The sequence below is a fragment of the Chryseobacterium sp. genome, assembly GCF_019236175.1.
Lineage (GTDB): Bacteria > Bacteroidota > Bacteroidia > Flavobacteriales > Weeksellaceae > Chryseobacterium.
In genome coordinates this window covers 1-16,103 of the sequence record NZ_JAFAJM010000012.1, presented here as the reverse complement: position 1 = coordinate 16,103, position 16,103 = coordinate 1, and the positions used below count along the sequence as shown (strand labels likewise).

The following is a 16,103-nucleotide window of genomic DNA, read 5'->3' as shown; positions in this document are numbered from 1 at the left end:
CAATAAAATAAATCCCCAAAATGACCTTCAAGCTTTCCAATATTTCACTTCCGTTAAAGCTTAGTTTTCTAATTTTTTCAATGGTATTGAATTGTATGGGGCTTATTATTCTTCAGCTGTCAGAAGCTAAAATCACGTATGGAGAGCTGGGCTTCCTGGAGTCTTTTAAAGATTTACCTATTGCTTTTATTTCACTTTTTGCCGTAAGTTTTATTAATAAAACGGGAGCCAAAAAAGCATTAATTATGGCTTTGAGTATTGTTGGAATATGCTCCTGTCTTTTGCCCTTTGTGGAAGTCTTCTGGTTTTATAAGCTATGGTTTGCCGTTATCGGTGCCTGTTTTGCCATAGGGAAAATTTGTGTTTTCGGAATTATCCGAAATAGTATTTCGGATGAAAAGTCATTGGCAAAAACTATGAATAATGTAGAGGCAGCGTTTATGATCGGGATATTTGTAGTCAACACAGGATTTGGATGGCTGATTTCAAGTCAGTATGCTGAGTTCTGGAAATTCGGATTTATGTTTATTGCATTAGTCTGTGTTATCACTATATTTTTATTTTCAAAAGCCGATATTTCAGAAATTAAACAATCTGATAATAAAAGCATTATTTCAGAACTTTCAGGGTTTGTAACGCCTACCGTAATTCTTTTTCTGGGTGTTGTTTTCTCTATTGTATTTGTGGAGCAAGGGTTCAACTCCTGGCTCCCCTCATTTTATAAGAATCATTTGAAAGTAAATTCTTTCTTTGCTCTTCAGGCCACTTCTTTTCTCTCTTTATTTTCATATGCCGGAAGAACAGTAACGGCAACTATCATCCGCAGATTCTCTTTGCCGGGTTATTATGTTACCTGTATTTTTTTGATTATCGGTCTTTTGATAACCATTCTGGGAATACAATATCTGGATTCGGAAAATTCAACCTTAATTCTGTTTTTATTTCCGGTAATCGGTTTATTTTTGTCACCGCTCTACCCTGTTATCAATTCAAAAATGATCGCTCAGACAGATAAAGAAAAAGTAAACCTGTTCACCTCACTTATTGTTATTTTTTCCTCTTTGGGCAGCTCTGTAAGTTCAATTATTATGGCTGTATTATTCGAAAAACAGCTACTCAGCTTTTATCCTTTATACATTTTACTCTCTGTAACTGTGCTTTTTATGATTAGTTTATTGTATTTTAAAGTCTCTAAAAAGAAAATATAGAAAATAATTTTATTTTTACTGCCATGAAAATTAAAGACACAAAAAATAAAGAAACCTTACAGGAACTTATAGATACCAAAGATTTTGTAGCCCATATCTCGGTAGACTGTACCATATTTGGCTTTCACAATAATATTCTGAAGGTTCTGCTTCTTAAATATCACGATCTTGATCTTTGGTCACTACCCGGCGGTTTTGTATTCAATGATGAAGATCTCCGCGAGGCTGCGGAGAGAGTTCTTTACGAAAGGACCCAGCTTAAGGGATTGTTTTTAAAACAGTTTCATACTTTCGGACGCATTGACCGTACAGAAAACAATGTTCACCAGATCCTACTCCAGAATAAAGGAATAGATGTTCCCAAAGACCACTGGATTTTCCAACGATTTATTACAGTAGGCTACTGTAGTCTTATCGACTTTTCTATTGCGAATACATTTCCGGATGCTTTCAATGAAAGCTGTGAATGGTTTGAAGTCAATAAATTACCTCAGATGGCATTCGATCATGACAGAATCATCGAAACCGGGCTGGAATATCTCCGGATGAACATCAATACAGAAGTGGCAGCCAGCAATCTCCTTCCTGAAAAGTTTACCATGAAAGACCTTCAGGCTCTTTATGAAACTATTTTAGGACAAAAATTCAGAAGAAATAATTTTCAGCGTAAGATTTTAAGCTTAAATATTTTAGACAGGCTGGAAAAACTTTATGACGGCTCTGCCAACAAAGCTCCTTATCTGTATAAATTCAAAACCAAGGTCCATAATTCTACCAGCCAGTATCCTATCTCTAATGATGAGGAGGAATAAAAAACGAAAAAATCAATTCTCAAAAGAATAAAATCATTATACACCACTGAAAATCAGCATTAATATAAGTTTTAATAAAAAATTTTAAAAAACACCTGAAAAATGCTATTTTTAACAAAATCAAAAAATCATGTCATATTATCCTCTTACAAGCATCCCTGATTATTATGGAATTGATGCTTTACTTACTGAAGAACATAAACTGATCCGTCAATCTGTAAGAGACTGGGTGGAAAGTTTTGTAATGCCGCAGATTGATCAGGCCGCTCAAAATCATACCGATCTTCCGGGGCTTATGAGAGAATTGGGAAAAATCGGAGCATTAGGCCCGTATATCCCGGTTGAATATGGCGGTTCAGGATTAGACCAGATTTCTTATGGTCTTATCATGCAGGAGTTGGAAAGAGGAGATTCTGCAGTACGTTCTGCAGCATCTGTACAGAGTTCATTGGTAATGTTCCCTATTAACGAGTTCGGTTCTGAAGAACAAAAAAGAAAATACCTTCCCAAACTTGCTGCCGGAGAAATGATAGGATCTTTTGGATTAACGGAGCCTAATCATGGCTCTGATCCCGGATCTATGGAAACTTATTTTAAAGATATGGGAGACCATTATCTTTTAAATGGTGCAAAAATGTGGATCACCAATTCGCCGCTTTGCGACATTGCTGTAGTCTGGGCAAAAAATGAGGAAGGAAAAGTACAGGGATTAATTGTTGAAAGAGGAATGGAGGGCTTTACTACTCCTGAGACCCATAATAAGTGGAGCTTGAGGGCTTCAAAAACAGGAGAACTGGTATTTAACGATGTAAAAGTACCGAAAGAAAATCTTCTTCCGGGAGTAACAGGATTGAAGGGACCTCTTTCCTGCCTGAACTCTGCCAGATATGGAATTTCCTGGGGAGTAATTGGGGCTGCTATTGACTGCTATTGTACGGCAGTTCAGTATTCTAAAGAAAGAAAACAGTTTGGTAAGCCCATTGGTTCTTATCAGCTTCAACAAAAAAAATTAGCTGAATTTTTAACGGAAATCACCAAAGCCCAATTGTTATGTCTTCAGCTTGGAACCCTTAAAAACGAACATAAAGCGACTCCTGCCCAAATTTCAATGGCTAAACGTAATAACGTAAAAATGGCCATTGATATCGCAAGAGAATCAAGACAAATCCTTGGAGGGATGGGTATTATGGGTGAATTTCCGATGATGAGACATGCCGCCAATCTTGAATCCGTCATTACCTATGAGGGAACACACGATGTACATTTATTAATTACCGGTTTAGATATCACGGGAATCAACGCTTTCTAAGCAGAACTAAAATTATAGAATAAGGAACCTGACTTTTGTGTCAGGTTCTTTTATTTTACTCACATCACAGAGAATTTATATTCACTGAATAATTATTGATGTAATAATGTTTTTATTGATTTATCAAAAACATTACCTTAATACCATTCAAAATACATCAATATGAAAAAAATCACTACTTTTTTACTGGGTCTTACGGCTCCATTTTACTTTGCACAGCAGAGAGGAGATCTTGTAAGCGCCGAACAGAAGCTGGATCTTACACCACAGGGAGTTATTCAATTTATTGCCAATAGTCTGGGAGACCAGAATGCCCCGGATTTTGTCAATTACCTGAATAACTTTAATGTCGGGCTGAAGGGCTACAAAATAACCTACTATACTAAAAACGAAAATAATGTTCTTGTTAAAGCAACTGGCCTTCTGATGTATCCTAATGTCAATTTTAAGCTCTCAACCGTTGTTTCCGAACACGGAACTACTGATAGCAGGCATAATGTTCCTTCCAATTTTAGAGGAGCTTTGACAGCCGGATTTGTTGTTGAGCTCTCCTATGTTCTCAACGGGTATATTCTGATGGCTCCGGATTATGTAGGTATGGGAAGTGGCGACGGTATTCATCCTTATGTAGATTATCCCACTGAAGCGGGTGCTACTATTGATTTTATTACTGCAGCCAACAAAGTATTGGCTCAGTTAGGCATCAAACGTTATGATGAGTATTTTTTAGCAGGCTATTCGCAAGGAGCACATGCTGCGATGTCTACATTAAAAGGGCTGAGTATTTCCAATCCTGATCACATTCAGTTTAAATATGCTTATATGGGAGACGGGCCTTATGATTTTTCCGGAGTAACTCTTAATAAAGGTGTGCTTGAAAAAGATTTTTACCCGTTTACCGCCTTTCTTGCCAATGTACTTCACAGTTGTAACAATACAGGATATAAAACGTATAACAACAGTATTGCAGAGGTGATTTCTCCGGAATACCTGGATCAGTATAATTACCATGTTGTTCAGGATAACGGGGGCCTTTTATGGGGGCCTGTCATTTGGAGAAAACTTTTTACAAACAGCTTTGTAAATGACGTCACAAACAACCCTAGTAACAAGCTCAGACAATGTATGAAGCCAAAAGATGTCTATGACTGGTACAATAAAACTCCTATGACTTTAGGCCACTCTACAGTTGATCTGGCTATTCCTCCTGAAAACACATCCAAAACGATAGCTGTACAGCGTGGCTACTACCCGTGGTGGGATATAAACAAGTATAAACTGGAAGAATTTTACTGGGGGCCATTGGGTCATGTGGGCGGAATTATTCCTTTTACCCTGGCTTCCAATGCTAAATTCAATGCACTTAGAAGCGGTGGGCTTTTTAATCAGTGGGCTTTCTTAGCGTCAAAAAATTCAGGAAATACCCAGCCAAAAGTAGCCTCTTTATATTCTTCACAAATTAAACCTCATCCTGAAAATATGCAGTTGCTTGAAATTACAGATTTCAACCAAGAGCAGGCAACCGGAAGATCTGTACCACAACAGGATCTGGTTTCTTTAAAGAACGGAGTCTATTTACTGAAAGTATTGGAGAATAACGAAAACAAAGTGATTCCTTATATCAGAAATACCCCTGAGGAAATTACAGAAAACCAGATTATACAGTCTGAGAACAATGGTATTATAAAATTAAAAGTGGATCAGGAGGACCTTTCTGGCATCAATATTTTTGATCAAAACATGAACCTGATCAGGACAGTTGGTCACGAAAAATATAAAGAGGATGGTGGAATCAACATGCAAAATCTGAATCCTCAGAGCTATACCTTCGAAGTGGTTACTCCGTATTATAGCGTCCAGTTCAAAAAGACTCTTTCAGGCGGTCTGCCGCAAAACAGCTCCGGCATATTTGCCCACAACCGAAAGATTATGGCAAGAGCCGATACCAACATCAAAAGCATCAGTATATATAGTATTTCGGGCATATTGGTTGACCAACAGGAAATTAATCAGCCACAATTTGAATCAAGAATTTTGGATGAAGGAGTATACGTAGTCCAAATGGTTGTATCAGACGGAAATACCATTAAGAAAAAAATAAAACTGTAATAATTTTAATTCATTTCCTTATTCATTTTCAAGTTAATTTTTATGCACTTCATTTTTGCGGTGAAGTGCATTTTTTATTCTTTTGATCAAAATGATCAGAACTTAAATCCTATACTAAGATAGATTCTTGAAAAATCCAGCTGGCTATTCCTGGAAACATTAATATTAATAGGCCCTATAAGAGATTCATACCCCAGATTGACACCATAACCGAACATATCATAGCTATCGGTAAAAGGAGAAAGCTCATCACTGATTTTACCATAACTGAAAGAAGGCGCGAGATACAGTCTTTTCATAATTCTGTACTGTAGTGACATTCCTACTTTAGCGATAGAATTGGTAGGCAGTTCTTTTTGGCGGAGTCCGTTAAACTCAGGGTTCATCAGATCGTAATTGTATTCACTCCCCCCTATATTGTATTTTTCGTTCAGGAAAAGATAAGGTATCCGGTCATCTTTTACAGAACCAAAGCTTGCCCCCAGAAAGAGATTAACTTTAGCGGCCAGTCTTCTTGTAATCGGATATGCAAAATTTTCATTCAATGTAAATGAAACAAGGTTTTTAGGTTTAAAATACCATTCTGTTTCGGGATTCAGTATTTCATAGAGGGCAGGCTGTACAAGATTTAAATCATATAATCTGTATCGGTCTCCATAATAGAAGCGGGTACTGACCTGAAGATGATTCCCTTTTGTAAAGTAATATTTTTTATTAAGATTATTTTGTTCGAATTTGAAAAAAGCATTGAAATTGCTGTGGTTGTACAATTTTTTTCTGAAATTATCCGCTTCAGCCTGGTCTATTCTATCCAACAAGGTGTACATTCTCTCTACATTAAATTCCGTTCCCAGAGAAAAATAAGCATTAGGACTGATATTATAATTTAAAGCAATTTTACCGGTTATATTTCTATACATATGATTCGGGAATCTTGAATCTCCGCTTAATGCTCTAAAGTACAGGTCATTACTTTTAAGATGAATCATTTTTGCTTCGATATCAAACCACCACCGGTCCGTTTTACCTAAAAATTGCTGATACGCCAGCCTTGCTTTAAACCGCTCGGAGATGTCTATGGTAGCTAAAAACCGTGATCTGTTCAGCAGAATATTTCTGTAGGTATAATTGACAATAATTCCTACCGACTGTTCATTATCATAATGAAGAGCAAGTTTAAATGCTCCTTTTTTCGCTTTTTTTACGAAAATATTCATGACAAGGCCATTATCGGCATTGGTGTAAGTATAATAAACTTTAACATACTGCCGCATCCCGAATACTCTGTCTATTGCTTCATTTACGGTCTTTACATCATAGTACTTTCCTTCTTCCAGCCTCATCTGATTTTTAATCACATCAATTTCATCGGCATCAGTTAAGGGGGTTCCATCTTCGTCATTATATGTAAACCTGACTGTCGGAAGTTTCACTTCTTCAATCATTTCATGCTCATACTTAATTCCCAGCTTTCTTTGGGCTTCCGCTAATGCTACAAACTCAGGAAGATGTTTTTTAGCTTCTATTTCTCCGATTTTGATGATTTTTCTGTATTTAGCAAAATCTTTCGTGGTAATATCTCCTAAGGGGTCCACAAAATCCACCAGAATATCAGACAATGCTTTTTGATGCTTAAAATCCTCTACCGAACGGATTGCATGAGTCTGATAGATCATTTTCATCGGGTTTTCAATTTCTTTTTTGGTAAAAAGCCTGAATCCGGTATATCCGCCAATAACAAAATCGGCACCCATTTCACGTACCTCATTGGCAGGATAATTACGATCTAATCCACCGTCTACTAAAAGCTTCCCATCAATGTATACCGGTGCAAATGCTGCCGGAATTGCCAAGGTAGCACGGATTGCCAATGGTAAAGACCCTTTTTTCTGCATGACCAGCCCACCGTTTTCAATGTCCGACGAAGTAAGCTCCACAGGAATTCTTAATTTACTGAAATCATTGATATGTTTGGCATTAAATGTAAGGGTATTAAGAACCTCTCCCATATACTGTCCTTCAATGTATGAACTGGGAAGTGTCGGCACTCCTTTTACCACAGGAAACTCCAGAATATACTTATCATATTCATCTTTTTCACTGATATTGACTTTATTATAGGGGATTTTATTACTGAGGATTCTATTCCAGTCTACTTTATAAATTGTTTTCTTGAGCTGATCTGCATTATATCCCATGGCATACAGACCTCCTAAAATTCCTCCCATACTGGTTCCTGTGATATAATCCACTTTGATTCCCAGTGAGTCTACCATCTTTAGAATCCCTATATGGGCAAATCCTTTGGCACCGCCACCACTGAGCGCCAGACCAAATTTAGTGTCCTTCGTTATATTTTTCAGGGCAATATCCAGAGAATCATTTTTTTGTTGAGACTTTGCAGTAAAGAAAGGAAATACAGCTAATAACAGGAGTCTTTTTCTCATGTGTCTTTTCAATTTATTCACGACCGGCCTATCGGCTCATAAAACTTTAACAGCTTATAAAACAAAGCGCTTCTTACTGAAGCAAAAATAAAAAAATGATCTTCAATACAACAAGAAAAGCGAATGAACTTTCTATAATATTTTTAAAAAGGCTTTATACTTTCTATAAAAGCGACATCAGGATTAAGAATTTCAAGAATAAGACTTTGAACAGACTTCATTGCATCATCAATGTTTCCTTTATCAAACTGCAGTGAAACCATTCCTTTTTTAGCTTCCGCAAAACTCCAGATCCCTGTCTCTATCGGGAACCCCCAAAATTCCGGAAGATTCTGTACCACGTACTGATAAATACAAAGCTGTAGTGCCTGTTTTCTGTCACTGTTATGAAAATACTGATCTACATTTTCTGCATCAATCTTCACACTGAGGTTTTTAATTTTGGCTGTTTTATAATCAATAATTCTCAGCGTTCCGTTGAGTTTATCAATTCTGTCGATAAATCCAAAGAAAGAAATTTTGTCATTCCCGTCGAGATAAAAATCTACATTTTCAAACCTTCTCTCGATGTCTATAATCTCAAGTTTATTTCCCTTTCTTATCAGCTCAAGGTCATACGTCAGGATATTCTCAATTACTTTTTTAGCAATTGCTTTATGGATGTAGTTCATCCCTTTTTCATAAAATTCAGGCTGATGTTTCAGCTTTTCTATAGCAATATTTATATAGTGATCTATTGCTTTAACTGAACTTTCTAAATCACTTTCTTTTAAAACCTTACCCTTAAGTACTTCATACACTTCTTGAAGGGAATAATGCACCAGATTTCCGTAGTTTTTTACCGAAAGTTCTTCTTCAATTTCATCCGTTTCCGAGGTATTCAGAATCTTGGATAAATAAAAATCTATGGGATTATAGAGGTAGCTGGTAAGGTGAGAAGCTGATACTTTCTCTTTCCATTTCTGCAGCCTGTCCTGTACAATTTTCGTCTTTGGAATTTCGATAGGCTTCGTCACAATCGGTTCGGAAGAATTTTCAATAATCAGATGTTCAATCTGATGAGAACTCTCCATTTCAATCTGTGTAATAAACCTGCTCTTTTCTCCGGTATTGACGCCGGAACTTAAAGCATTATACAACAAATGAACATTTTTAGCATCCTGAATCAGTCTGTAAAAGTGATACGCATAGATGCTGTCATTTTCCAGAAAAGTATGAAGATCAAAAAACTTACGGATATCAAAAGGAATATAAGTATTCTGAGAATTTCCTAAAGGGAGTTTACCTTCATTCACAGAGAGCATGATGACGTTTTCAAAATTAAGGAGACGGGTTTCCAGTAACCCCATAATCTGAAGACCGCGTAAAGGCTCTCCCTGAAAGTCTATACTTTCGGAATTGATATGCTGGTTAATCAGAATTTCCAGGGTTTCCATTCTGACTTCAATCTGATAAGGAGTAAGCTGATTCTTGATAATCCTGAAAGCATTTTCAAAATGAGAAACATTTTCATACTGGATGTCATCAATTTCAAGCCATTTTACCTGCTGACAGAAGTCGATAAGCGTATCCAGGTATACTTTTGTACCTGCTGCCTTCTGAAGCAGTCCGAAATAAGAAAGATGCCCTAAAAGCTCATGCAAAAGCTTTCTGGAAATATAAACGATATTTCGCTCCTCTATTTTGGCTTTAAATTCATTAATAATCTGCTCATCTTCTGCTGATTTCGGGAGCTCTTCCAAAATAGGAAAAACATCCCTGTAATAATACGATGTTTTATTTTTCTCCAGTTGTTTCTGAAGATAAAAAAGTCGCTTTACCGCATTGGAAAAAGATAAATTCTTCAGTGGAAAACCCATGGTAATATTCAGCGTCTCAATCTCGTGCATCACATCGAGACTTGCGGGAAGAAGATTTTCATCCAGCAGGACGACGGCAGTATTGGAATAGGTTTTATTGTTGATTTCCTTAAAAATTTCCGGCAGCACCTTCGTCTGGGTCACATTTCCGGAAACTTCATACACTTTAATATTTTTAGGCTGGCTAAAATCATCTTCTATCCACTGAAAAGCCCTGTTATCATCAAATTCTTTCCAGGTTTTATGATTTCTGAGAAACTTTCCTGCTTCCTGCCTTTCATCATCAAAATAATAGCGGTCTGCCTGAAAGAAGCATTGGGCTTTATCCCATTGCAAAAGACTTCTTACAAGCTTTTCTTCCACCGGCGTAAAGGCATTAAAACCACAAAATACAAACTGTTCATCGGTATTTCTGGCAAAATCACCAATTTTTGCTTTAGCCGTCTCGTGAATCATTCCTGAGGTCGCCCAGTTCTTTTCCTGCAACTTCTCTTTTAATACGGGAAGAAAAACATTCATATTCTGCCAGAAATTCAGAAATTTCTTTCTCGGCACCTCATCGTCTTCTCCGAGGTTCTGGGCCCATTCTTTGATTCTTTCCTCATCAAACATGTATTGCAATACTGCCTGATCACTGTCTGAGAATTTCAGTACGTCATCCCAGTCTTTCTGCAAAGTAGGAAACCATTTTAAAAATTCGGCAAAATCATCTTTAGGAATAAGATTAAGGTTTCTGTACACATCAAATGAAAAAAGCCAGAGCGGTATTCCCTGAATCGGTTGTTTATCCGCAATTTTATTGATCAGTTCCTCTACGGTAAAAAAATTGGGAAGAAATCCGGAATATTTATTTTCTTCTAAAATCTGCCGGATAAAAACAATGGGACGTTTTCCGGGCAGCACAATGTTAAACGCAGAAAGATCCGGGTTTTGTGCCAGTAATTCGTGAATAATCTTATTGAGGAATTTCAAGAGGCTTTATAGCTTTTTAAGTATTCTAATTCTTTAGCAATGACGGCATTATATTCTGCCTGCTTTTCTTTATTCAGCCCATGAGCGGTTTCTTTATCATAAGCCGTCTGAAAGTTTTTATATTCGCTGGATATTTTATTATAAATCCCGTTAAATACTCTATTGTAATCCCCGGAATTTCTGATATTTTCAGCAACAGCCTTTCTCATTTTTCTTACAAAAAGTTCTGCAATATCAAAATGTTTTTGCTCGTGCAGCAGAACATAATCATTGATCTGGCTAACGTCTTTCCAGGATTTATTTTCAGTAAAAACTGTTTTTATGACGATCGTAACAGGCGCTTTAGGATTGGTAGATTTCACCACTGAATATTCCCAGCCGCAGCTGGTATAAGCAGCAACGTCAGGTCTGTTTCTACTGTTAACCGGACTTTTAAAATTATCCCAGGTAAGCTTCTGATCTTCTTTCCAAATTATTTTTTGCCCGAATACAACATTGACACTAAAAAAAAGTGATAACAGAAATAGCTTTATCATAGATCTGTTACTACAATTGTTTTTGTAATCCAGTTGTTTCCGCCGTTCCAGAATTTAAAAGTATAGGTTCCCGGTTTTCGCGGGCTGAAATTAATCTGATTGGTTCCTACATAATTGCCCTGGGTACAGGTTCCGTCTGTAGTGTATTGGTAAGCAGTAACCGTTCTCTGAAGATTATCATCATAGATATAATCATATCCATAAAACCCTTCACAGGTAGACGGATAGGTAGAATAGGTTTTGATGTTCTGAATGGCAAAAACATTCATGGTATCATGCGCCACCTTTACACTGTCTATTTTAATCTTACCAATGGACTCAACCGTCTGATAATCATCATCATTACACGAGGTTAAAATCATTCCGAACAATAATACCGGAATTCCTATAGTTAAAAGCCTTTTCATAATGTTCAAATTTTCGATTATCAATCAATAATCAGCAAAAATTATTCCCTATATATGCTAAATTAAGAATTAAAATTACCTTTTGACAAATAAACGACTTTTTTAGTATCAAAAAATTCGCCGTCAAAATAATTTTTAAGATTAAAAATTTCACATTTAATTCCGGCAAGTTCTTCGGCAAGATCTCCGCCTTTTAAATATAAAACACCGTTATGCTTCGGGTTAAACTGTTCTTTTTCAAATTTCCCTTTCAGCCACCTTAAAAATTCAGGCATCTGGGTAACGGCTCTGCTGACAACAAAGTGAAATTTTTCCTTCAACTTCTCTGCTCTTCCATGAATGGCCGTTACGTTTTTCAGTCCTACTCCTTCTGCTACGGCATTTACCACACTGATTTTCTTTCCGATAGAATCAATCAGCGTAAACTCAGATTCGGGGAAAAGGATAGCCAGAGGAATCCCCGGAAAACCGCCTCCTGTACCAATGTCCAGCACTTTGGTTCCCGGTGCAAACTCCATCACTTTAGCAATGCCCAAAGAATGCAGAATATGCTTTTCATACAGTGATTCCATGTCTTTTCTGGAAATCACGTTGATCTTTTCGTTCCATTCATTATATAGCTGCTCCAAACGGGCAAACTGCTGTAACTGGTTTTCTGTAAGATCCGGAAAATATTTTAATAGTAACGTTGTAGACATGTGAATTATTATAATCTGCAAAAATAGTTTTTTATTGGCTTTATTCAAACTTTAGAGCACATGAATTCACTTTTCAACAGGCAGCCGTAAAAAAATGATTAGTTTTTATTCTAATCATTTTTCCAGTTTATTTTAAAAGCTCAGAATTAGCTCTTCTCGAGGTTCCGTTTTTGTTAATCTTTCCGCCGCTGGTCCCTGTCTTTACAACATCATTATCATCTGAAAATGTATCTTGTATATTGTATGTATGCTGTGGATTAGTACTTATTCTTAAATTTTAGGGCATTGAAGATAATACCCTAAAATTATAAATGTCATCTATTTTAATAACTAGGTTAATATGGTAATGTAGAAACATCCTCGTTAATCTCTCTTCCTTCTTCATCAAATAAGAGATAAAGGCGTTTTAATTCTGATAACAACATGTCTTCAAAAGAATTCCAATGAACTTTAGATGTCGCATCATCCAACCCGCAACAATGTACCATATTTGTATCCTTATCAATATATAAAAGAGATCCGTCCCATTGATATCCACCAATAAAAAAATAGCTGTCTTTTGCATTTTCAGGTCTTTCATATACATTTGGAGTAATAATAGAAAATGGCTGCCTTGAATTTGCTTTTGGATCACGAGTTAAACGTCTTCTTAGACCATCTAAACTGAGTGTGGATGATAAAAAATTACCACCATTACTGTAATTTATTAAGAAAATCTTATAGCTCTCCGGAATAATAGTATATAATTCCTTCTCTAGCAAAGCTAGTTCTTCTTCACTAACTCTTGGATAAATAATATTAAGCCAGGCTTCTGGACCTTTAAATGGAGCTCTACCAATCATCATAGCTCCATCACTTGAACTATCCAATCCTAAATTTGAGAACTTATAAATAAGTTCATTAATCTCTTTATTATACATTATCTAATCTATTATTTTACGGTTTTTTAGTTCTCCTGTTGTCTTATTTCTAAAATTACCATTATGTCTTTGTAAATGTTCTTTCGGGGTAACAAATTCTATATTGTCAGGATCTCCAGCCATTTCGGGATGGTCTTTTACATTGTTAATATGATGACCTTTCATCCCCTCTACTTTTCCCTTTTCTTTTAATTCTTTTGATTGACTAGTAGTCCATCTTCTAGTACCATCTTTTCCACTTTCAACTAAATCTTTCTCTTCTTTCCATGCTTTCCTTACAGCACTTCGGCGTAAGTTATTTAAATTAGGCGATTTTTCACTACTTTCGGAATAGGGTTTACTTTCTGTTTCGGTTGCGCTTTCCGGTTTTACATTGGTTCTGGGAGCGGAAGATTCGCTGCTACTGTCGAATACAGAATCAAACCAGTTTCCTATTTTCTCCCAAAATCCCGGAGGTGAAGGAGGAGCCGCTTTGGAACCTGTTAAAGTTATTTCTTCAATAGGAATTTCCTTTATACCAGCTTCTGCAAGAGGTATAGCAGGCTCAATAGCGGAATTAGAGGTCAGCAGAAACTCAAAGGGAAATAGCTCAAGTCCTTCCAACTCCCGTCCCATTCCTAACTTATTTTCCTGGAATGCATAAGTAGAATTATAGGGGAACTTCCAATGTAAAGGATCCACAGCGGTAAACCTTCCCAGATCCGGCATATAGTCTCTCCATTTAAAGGAGTAAAAGCCGGTCTCCTGTAATTCCTGTCCCTGATAACCGTATTTATAGGCAGGGTTTGCAAGTCCAATCGTATTATACCCCTGATGTTTTAGCCCAAAAGGATAATAATTGTTTTGACTCTGTCCCTGCTTATTATTTTATAGGAATCGTCGAACTTCCTTCGTCAGTTTCTTCAATGATCTCTGCGCCACCGCTGTTTCCTTTAAAGTAGGATAAGCGGATATTTCCACGTTAAAAACAGATACAATCATAACTGAAAGAAAAGAACCCGTATTTTTATAACGGGTTCCATTTCTAATAAATTATAGATTGTAATAACTCCTGTATGTTGGAGGCTTTTTTTCTTATACTATACGGGTCATGTAAAAGTTCATAGACTTCTCCTTTTATATTGACAGCTAAATAATCTCCGTCCCCAATATTTTTGATGGTATAAAAAATGCCCTCTGGAGTTTCTATTTTGAAAGTATCTTCTATATCGAATTTTACTTCTTGTTGTTTGTCTAGTTTTCCTATAATTTTCAAAAGTTCAGCCTTATCATTATCATTTTTAAAGTGCTTTTCTTTTAGATTAGATGTATCATATTCATTTAATACATAATTCTCAAATTTTGTGTCTTCAATGAAAAATCCAATAAATAACCCTTCAAGAAAAGAAAGTATAATCTTCTCTTTTTTTTCATTTTTTTTATTGAATATGAAAATGTTCTGTAACTGAAAATATTCTAAATTAGGGTTACTATATTCTTTCTCTAATTTTGCATTTAATTGAATGCTATACCAATCTTTAAAATTTAAATCGTTTGGTTTATAGCTTATTAAAAGATCTTTATTCAATTGATTAAGAATATAATGATAACGAGTAGGTAAAAGCTTAACAACCTCTCTAAAGAAATTTATTTCTTTATCTGTAAACTCTCGTATTCTTTGTTTTTTAAATATTCTAAACATAATTATTTCCAATTTAAATTGTATGTTTCTTTCACCCATTTCGGTGCAAATCTAGCTCTATAAGGGTCTGATATGGCATGTTCTAAACTATTTAATGGTTGAAGATTGATCTTATTATTTAAAAGCCAATTAGGAGCCCATTTTGCTCTTTGGGGTATAAATTTATGATGTAATTCCATTGTTTGTTTCCAAGTCTGTCCAGTCAAAGGATTTTCAAGTGCCTCTAAAACAGGCTTGGTATTTTTTGCCCAATACGCAGCCCTATATTCTGCAAAAGTAGGGCCTCCTTTAGTTAAATAATTAAATGCCTGTCCAATTTTTGCAACTGCAATTTCTCCACCGATAGCTAAAGGAGCTTCCTGCATAGCGGTTAATACTGTGGATGCTAATTGAGCAGAAGGATTAGCAAAAGCTCCCTCTTGGGTATTTAATGAAGGAGTTTCTCTGATATAAGAACCATTGTTAGGAACTCCGAAAGCTGCCACACTCATCATCGGAGCAGAATCACCCGCATGAATTAAAGGATCTAAATTGGGAGCAATTCCCAACCCTCCAATTAAAGAGTTGTTGGTATATCCGTGCTCATTTCCGTTAGAAAATAAATAAGTGGTAGACCCATCCTGAGCAGTGTATGTTCCGGATTTTCCTAAATAGGTTTCATTAGCACCAGCCGAAGCCTGGCTTGTAGCATTAGGATTCCAATAGATCTGGTTCGTTTCTCTGTTATGTACCCAATCTGTTCCCTGTCTTCCATCAGGATCAATAAATCTTATAGGATTATTAAATCCAAAAGCAAAAGGAGAGAATCTTCTCGACATCGCTGCCAATGGATCTATAACGCCCCATCTTCCCAGATCATTCATGTACATTCTGGCTCCGAAGTCCGTCATTCCGGTCTCCTGAAGCTCCTGTCCGTTGAATGTATACTTATAGGCAGGGTTTGCCAGTTCAATTGTATTATACCCCTGATGTTTTAGCCCAAAAGGATAATAATTATTTTCTTCAATGATCTCTGCGCCACCGCTGTTTCCTTTAAAGTAGGATAAGCGGATATTTCCTAAATGATCTGTATAATTGTAAATATACTTATTTTGTACAAAATCATAATAGCCTTCATCGGTAGGTACAAACTGCAATTTCCCGTT

Annotated in this window: 14 protein-coding genes; 4 read left to right on the top strand and 10 right to left on the bottom strand. The window is 36.3% G+C overall.

The features are described from left to right. Positions 1–20: 20 nt before the first annotated feature. The 4 genes from JO178_RS09630 (at position 21) to JO178_RS09615 (ending at position 5,438) form a co-directional block, all read left to right on the top strand. Positions 21–1,208: an MFS transporter gene (locus tag JO178_RS09630; RefSeq protein ID WP_291934778.1), complete on the top strand. Its 1,188-nt coding sequence runs from the start codon at positions 21–23 to the stop codon at positions 1,206–1,208. Between the two features lie 23 nt (positions 1,209–1,231). After that, the gene (locus JO178_RS09625; RefSeq protein ID WP_291934776.1) at positions 1,232–2,020 is read left to right on the top strand and encodes an NUDIX domain-containing protein; all 789 of its coding nucleotides are present in this window, start codon (positions 1,232–1,234) and stop codon (positions 2,018–2,020) included. A gap of 130 nt (positions 2,021–2,150) precedes the next feature. Next, on the top strand, positions 2,151–3,329 hold the full coding sequence (locus tag JO178_RS09620; protein ID WP_291934773.1) for an acyl-CoA dehydrogenase family protein: 1,179 nt from the start codon (positions 2,151–2,153) through the stop codon (positions 3,327–3,329). A gap of 162 nt (positions 3,330–3,491) precedes the next feature. Next, positions 3,492–5,438, top strand: coding sequence for a lipase family protein (locus JO178_RS09615; protein WP_291934770.1), 1,947 nt, complete (start codon positions 3,492–3,494; stop codon positions 5,436–5,438). Positions 5,439–5,533: 95 nt separating this feature from the next. Here the strand turns inward: JO178_RS09615 and JO178_RS09610 are convergent, their stop codons facing one another. From JO178_RS09610 to JO178_RS09565, 10 genes are all read right to left on the bottom strand, one after another. Then, positions 5,534–7,885, bottom strand: coding sequence for a patatin-like phospholipase family protein (locus JO178_RS09610; RefSeq protein ID WP_291934768.1), 2,352 nt, complete (start codon positions 7,883–7,885; stop codon positions 5,534–5,536). Positions 7,886–8,028: 143 nt separating this feature from the next. Then, entirely contained in the window at positions 8,029–10,716 is a 2,688-nt protein-coding gene (locus JO178_RS09605; RefSeq protein ID WP_291934763.1) for a PD-(D/E)XK nuclease family protein, read from the bottom strand. Continuing rightward, positions 10,713–11,252, bottom strand: coding sequence for a DUF922 domain-containing protein (locus tag JO178_RS09600; protein WP_291934760.1), 540 nt, complete (start codon positions 11,250–11,252; stop codon positions 10,713–10,715). Before JO178_RS09600 ends, JO178_RS09605 begins: the two co-directional genes overlap by 4 nt. Continuing rightward, the gene (locus JO178_RS09595; protein ID WP_291934757.1) at positions 11,249–11,659 is read right to left on the bottom strand and encodes a hypothetical protein; all 411 of its coding nucleotides are present in this window, start codon (positions 11,657–11,659) and stop codon (positions 11,249–11,251) included. Before JO178_RS09595 ends, JO178_RS09600 begins: the two co-directional genes overlap by 4 nt. A gap of 62 nt (positions 11,660–11,721) precedes the next feature. Continuing rightward, a complete protein-coding gene (gene rsmG / locus JO178_RS09590; protein ID WP_291934755.1) occupies positions 11,722–12,357 on the bottom strand; it encodes a 16S rRNA (guanine(527)-N(7))-methyltransferase RsmG in 636 nt (211 codons plus the stop codon). Between the two features lie 127 nt (positions 12,358–12,484). Beyond that, complete coding sequence (locus JO178_RS21505) at positions 12,485–12,625, bottom strand: hypothetical protein (RefSeq protein ID WP_365866388.1); 141 nt, start codon at positions 12,623–12,625, stop codon at positions 12,485–12,487. Between the two features lie 67 nt (positions 12,626–12,692). After that, complete coding sequence (locus JO178_RS09585; RefSeq protein ID WP_291934753.1) at positions 12,693–13,277, bottom strand: SMI1/KNR4 family protein; 585 nt, start codon at positions 13,275–13,277, stop codon at positions 12,693–12,695. Between the two features lie 3 nt (positions 13,278–13,280). Further along, positions 13,281–14,075, bottom strand: a complete 795-nt coding sequence (locus JO178_RS09580) for an RHS repeat-associated core domain-containing protein (RefSeq protein WP_365866385.1) — start codon at positions 14,073–14,075, stop codon at positions 13,281–13,283. A gap of 226 nt (positions 14,076–14,301) precedes the next feature. After that, the gene (locus tag JO178_RS09570) at positions 14,302–14,958 is read right to left on the bottom strand and encodes a hypothetical protein (RefSeq protein WP_291934750.1); all 657 of its coding nucleotides are present in this window, start codon (positions 14,956–14,958) and stop codon (positions 14,302–14,304) included. A 2-nt stretch (positions 14,959–14,960) separates the two neighbouring features. After that, a partial coding sequence (locus JO178_RS09565) for an RHS repeat-associated core domain-containing protein (protein ID WP_291934747.1) occupies positions 14,961–16,103 on the bottom strand: 1,143 nt, incomplete at its 5' end.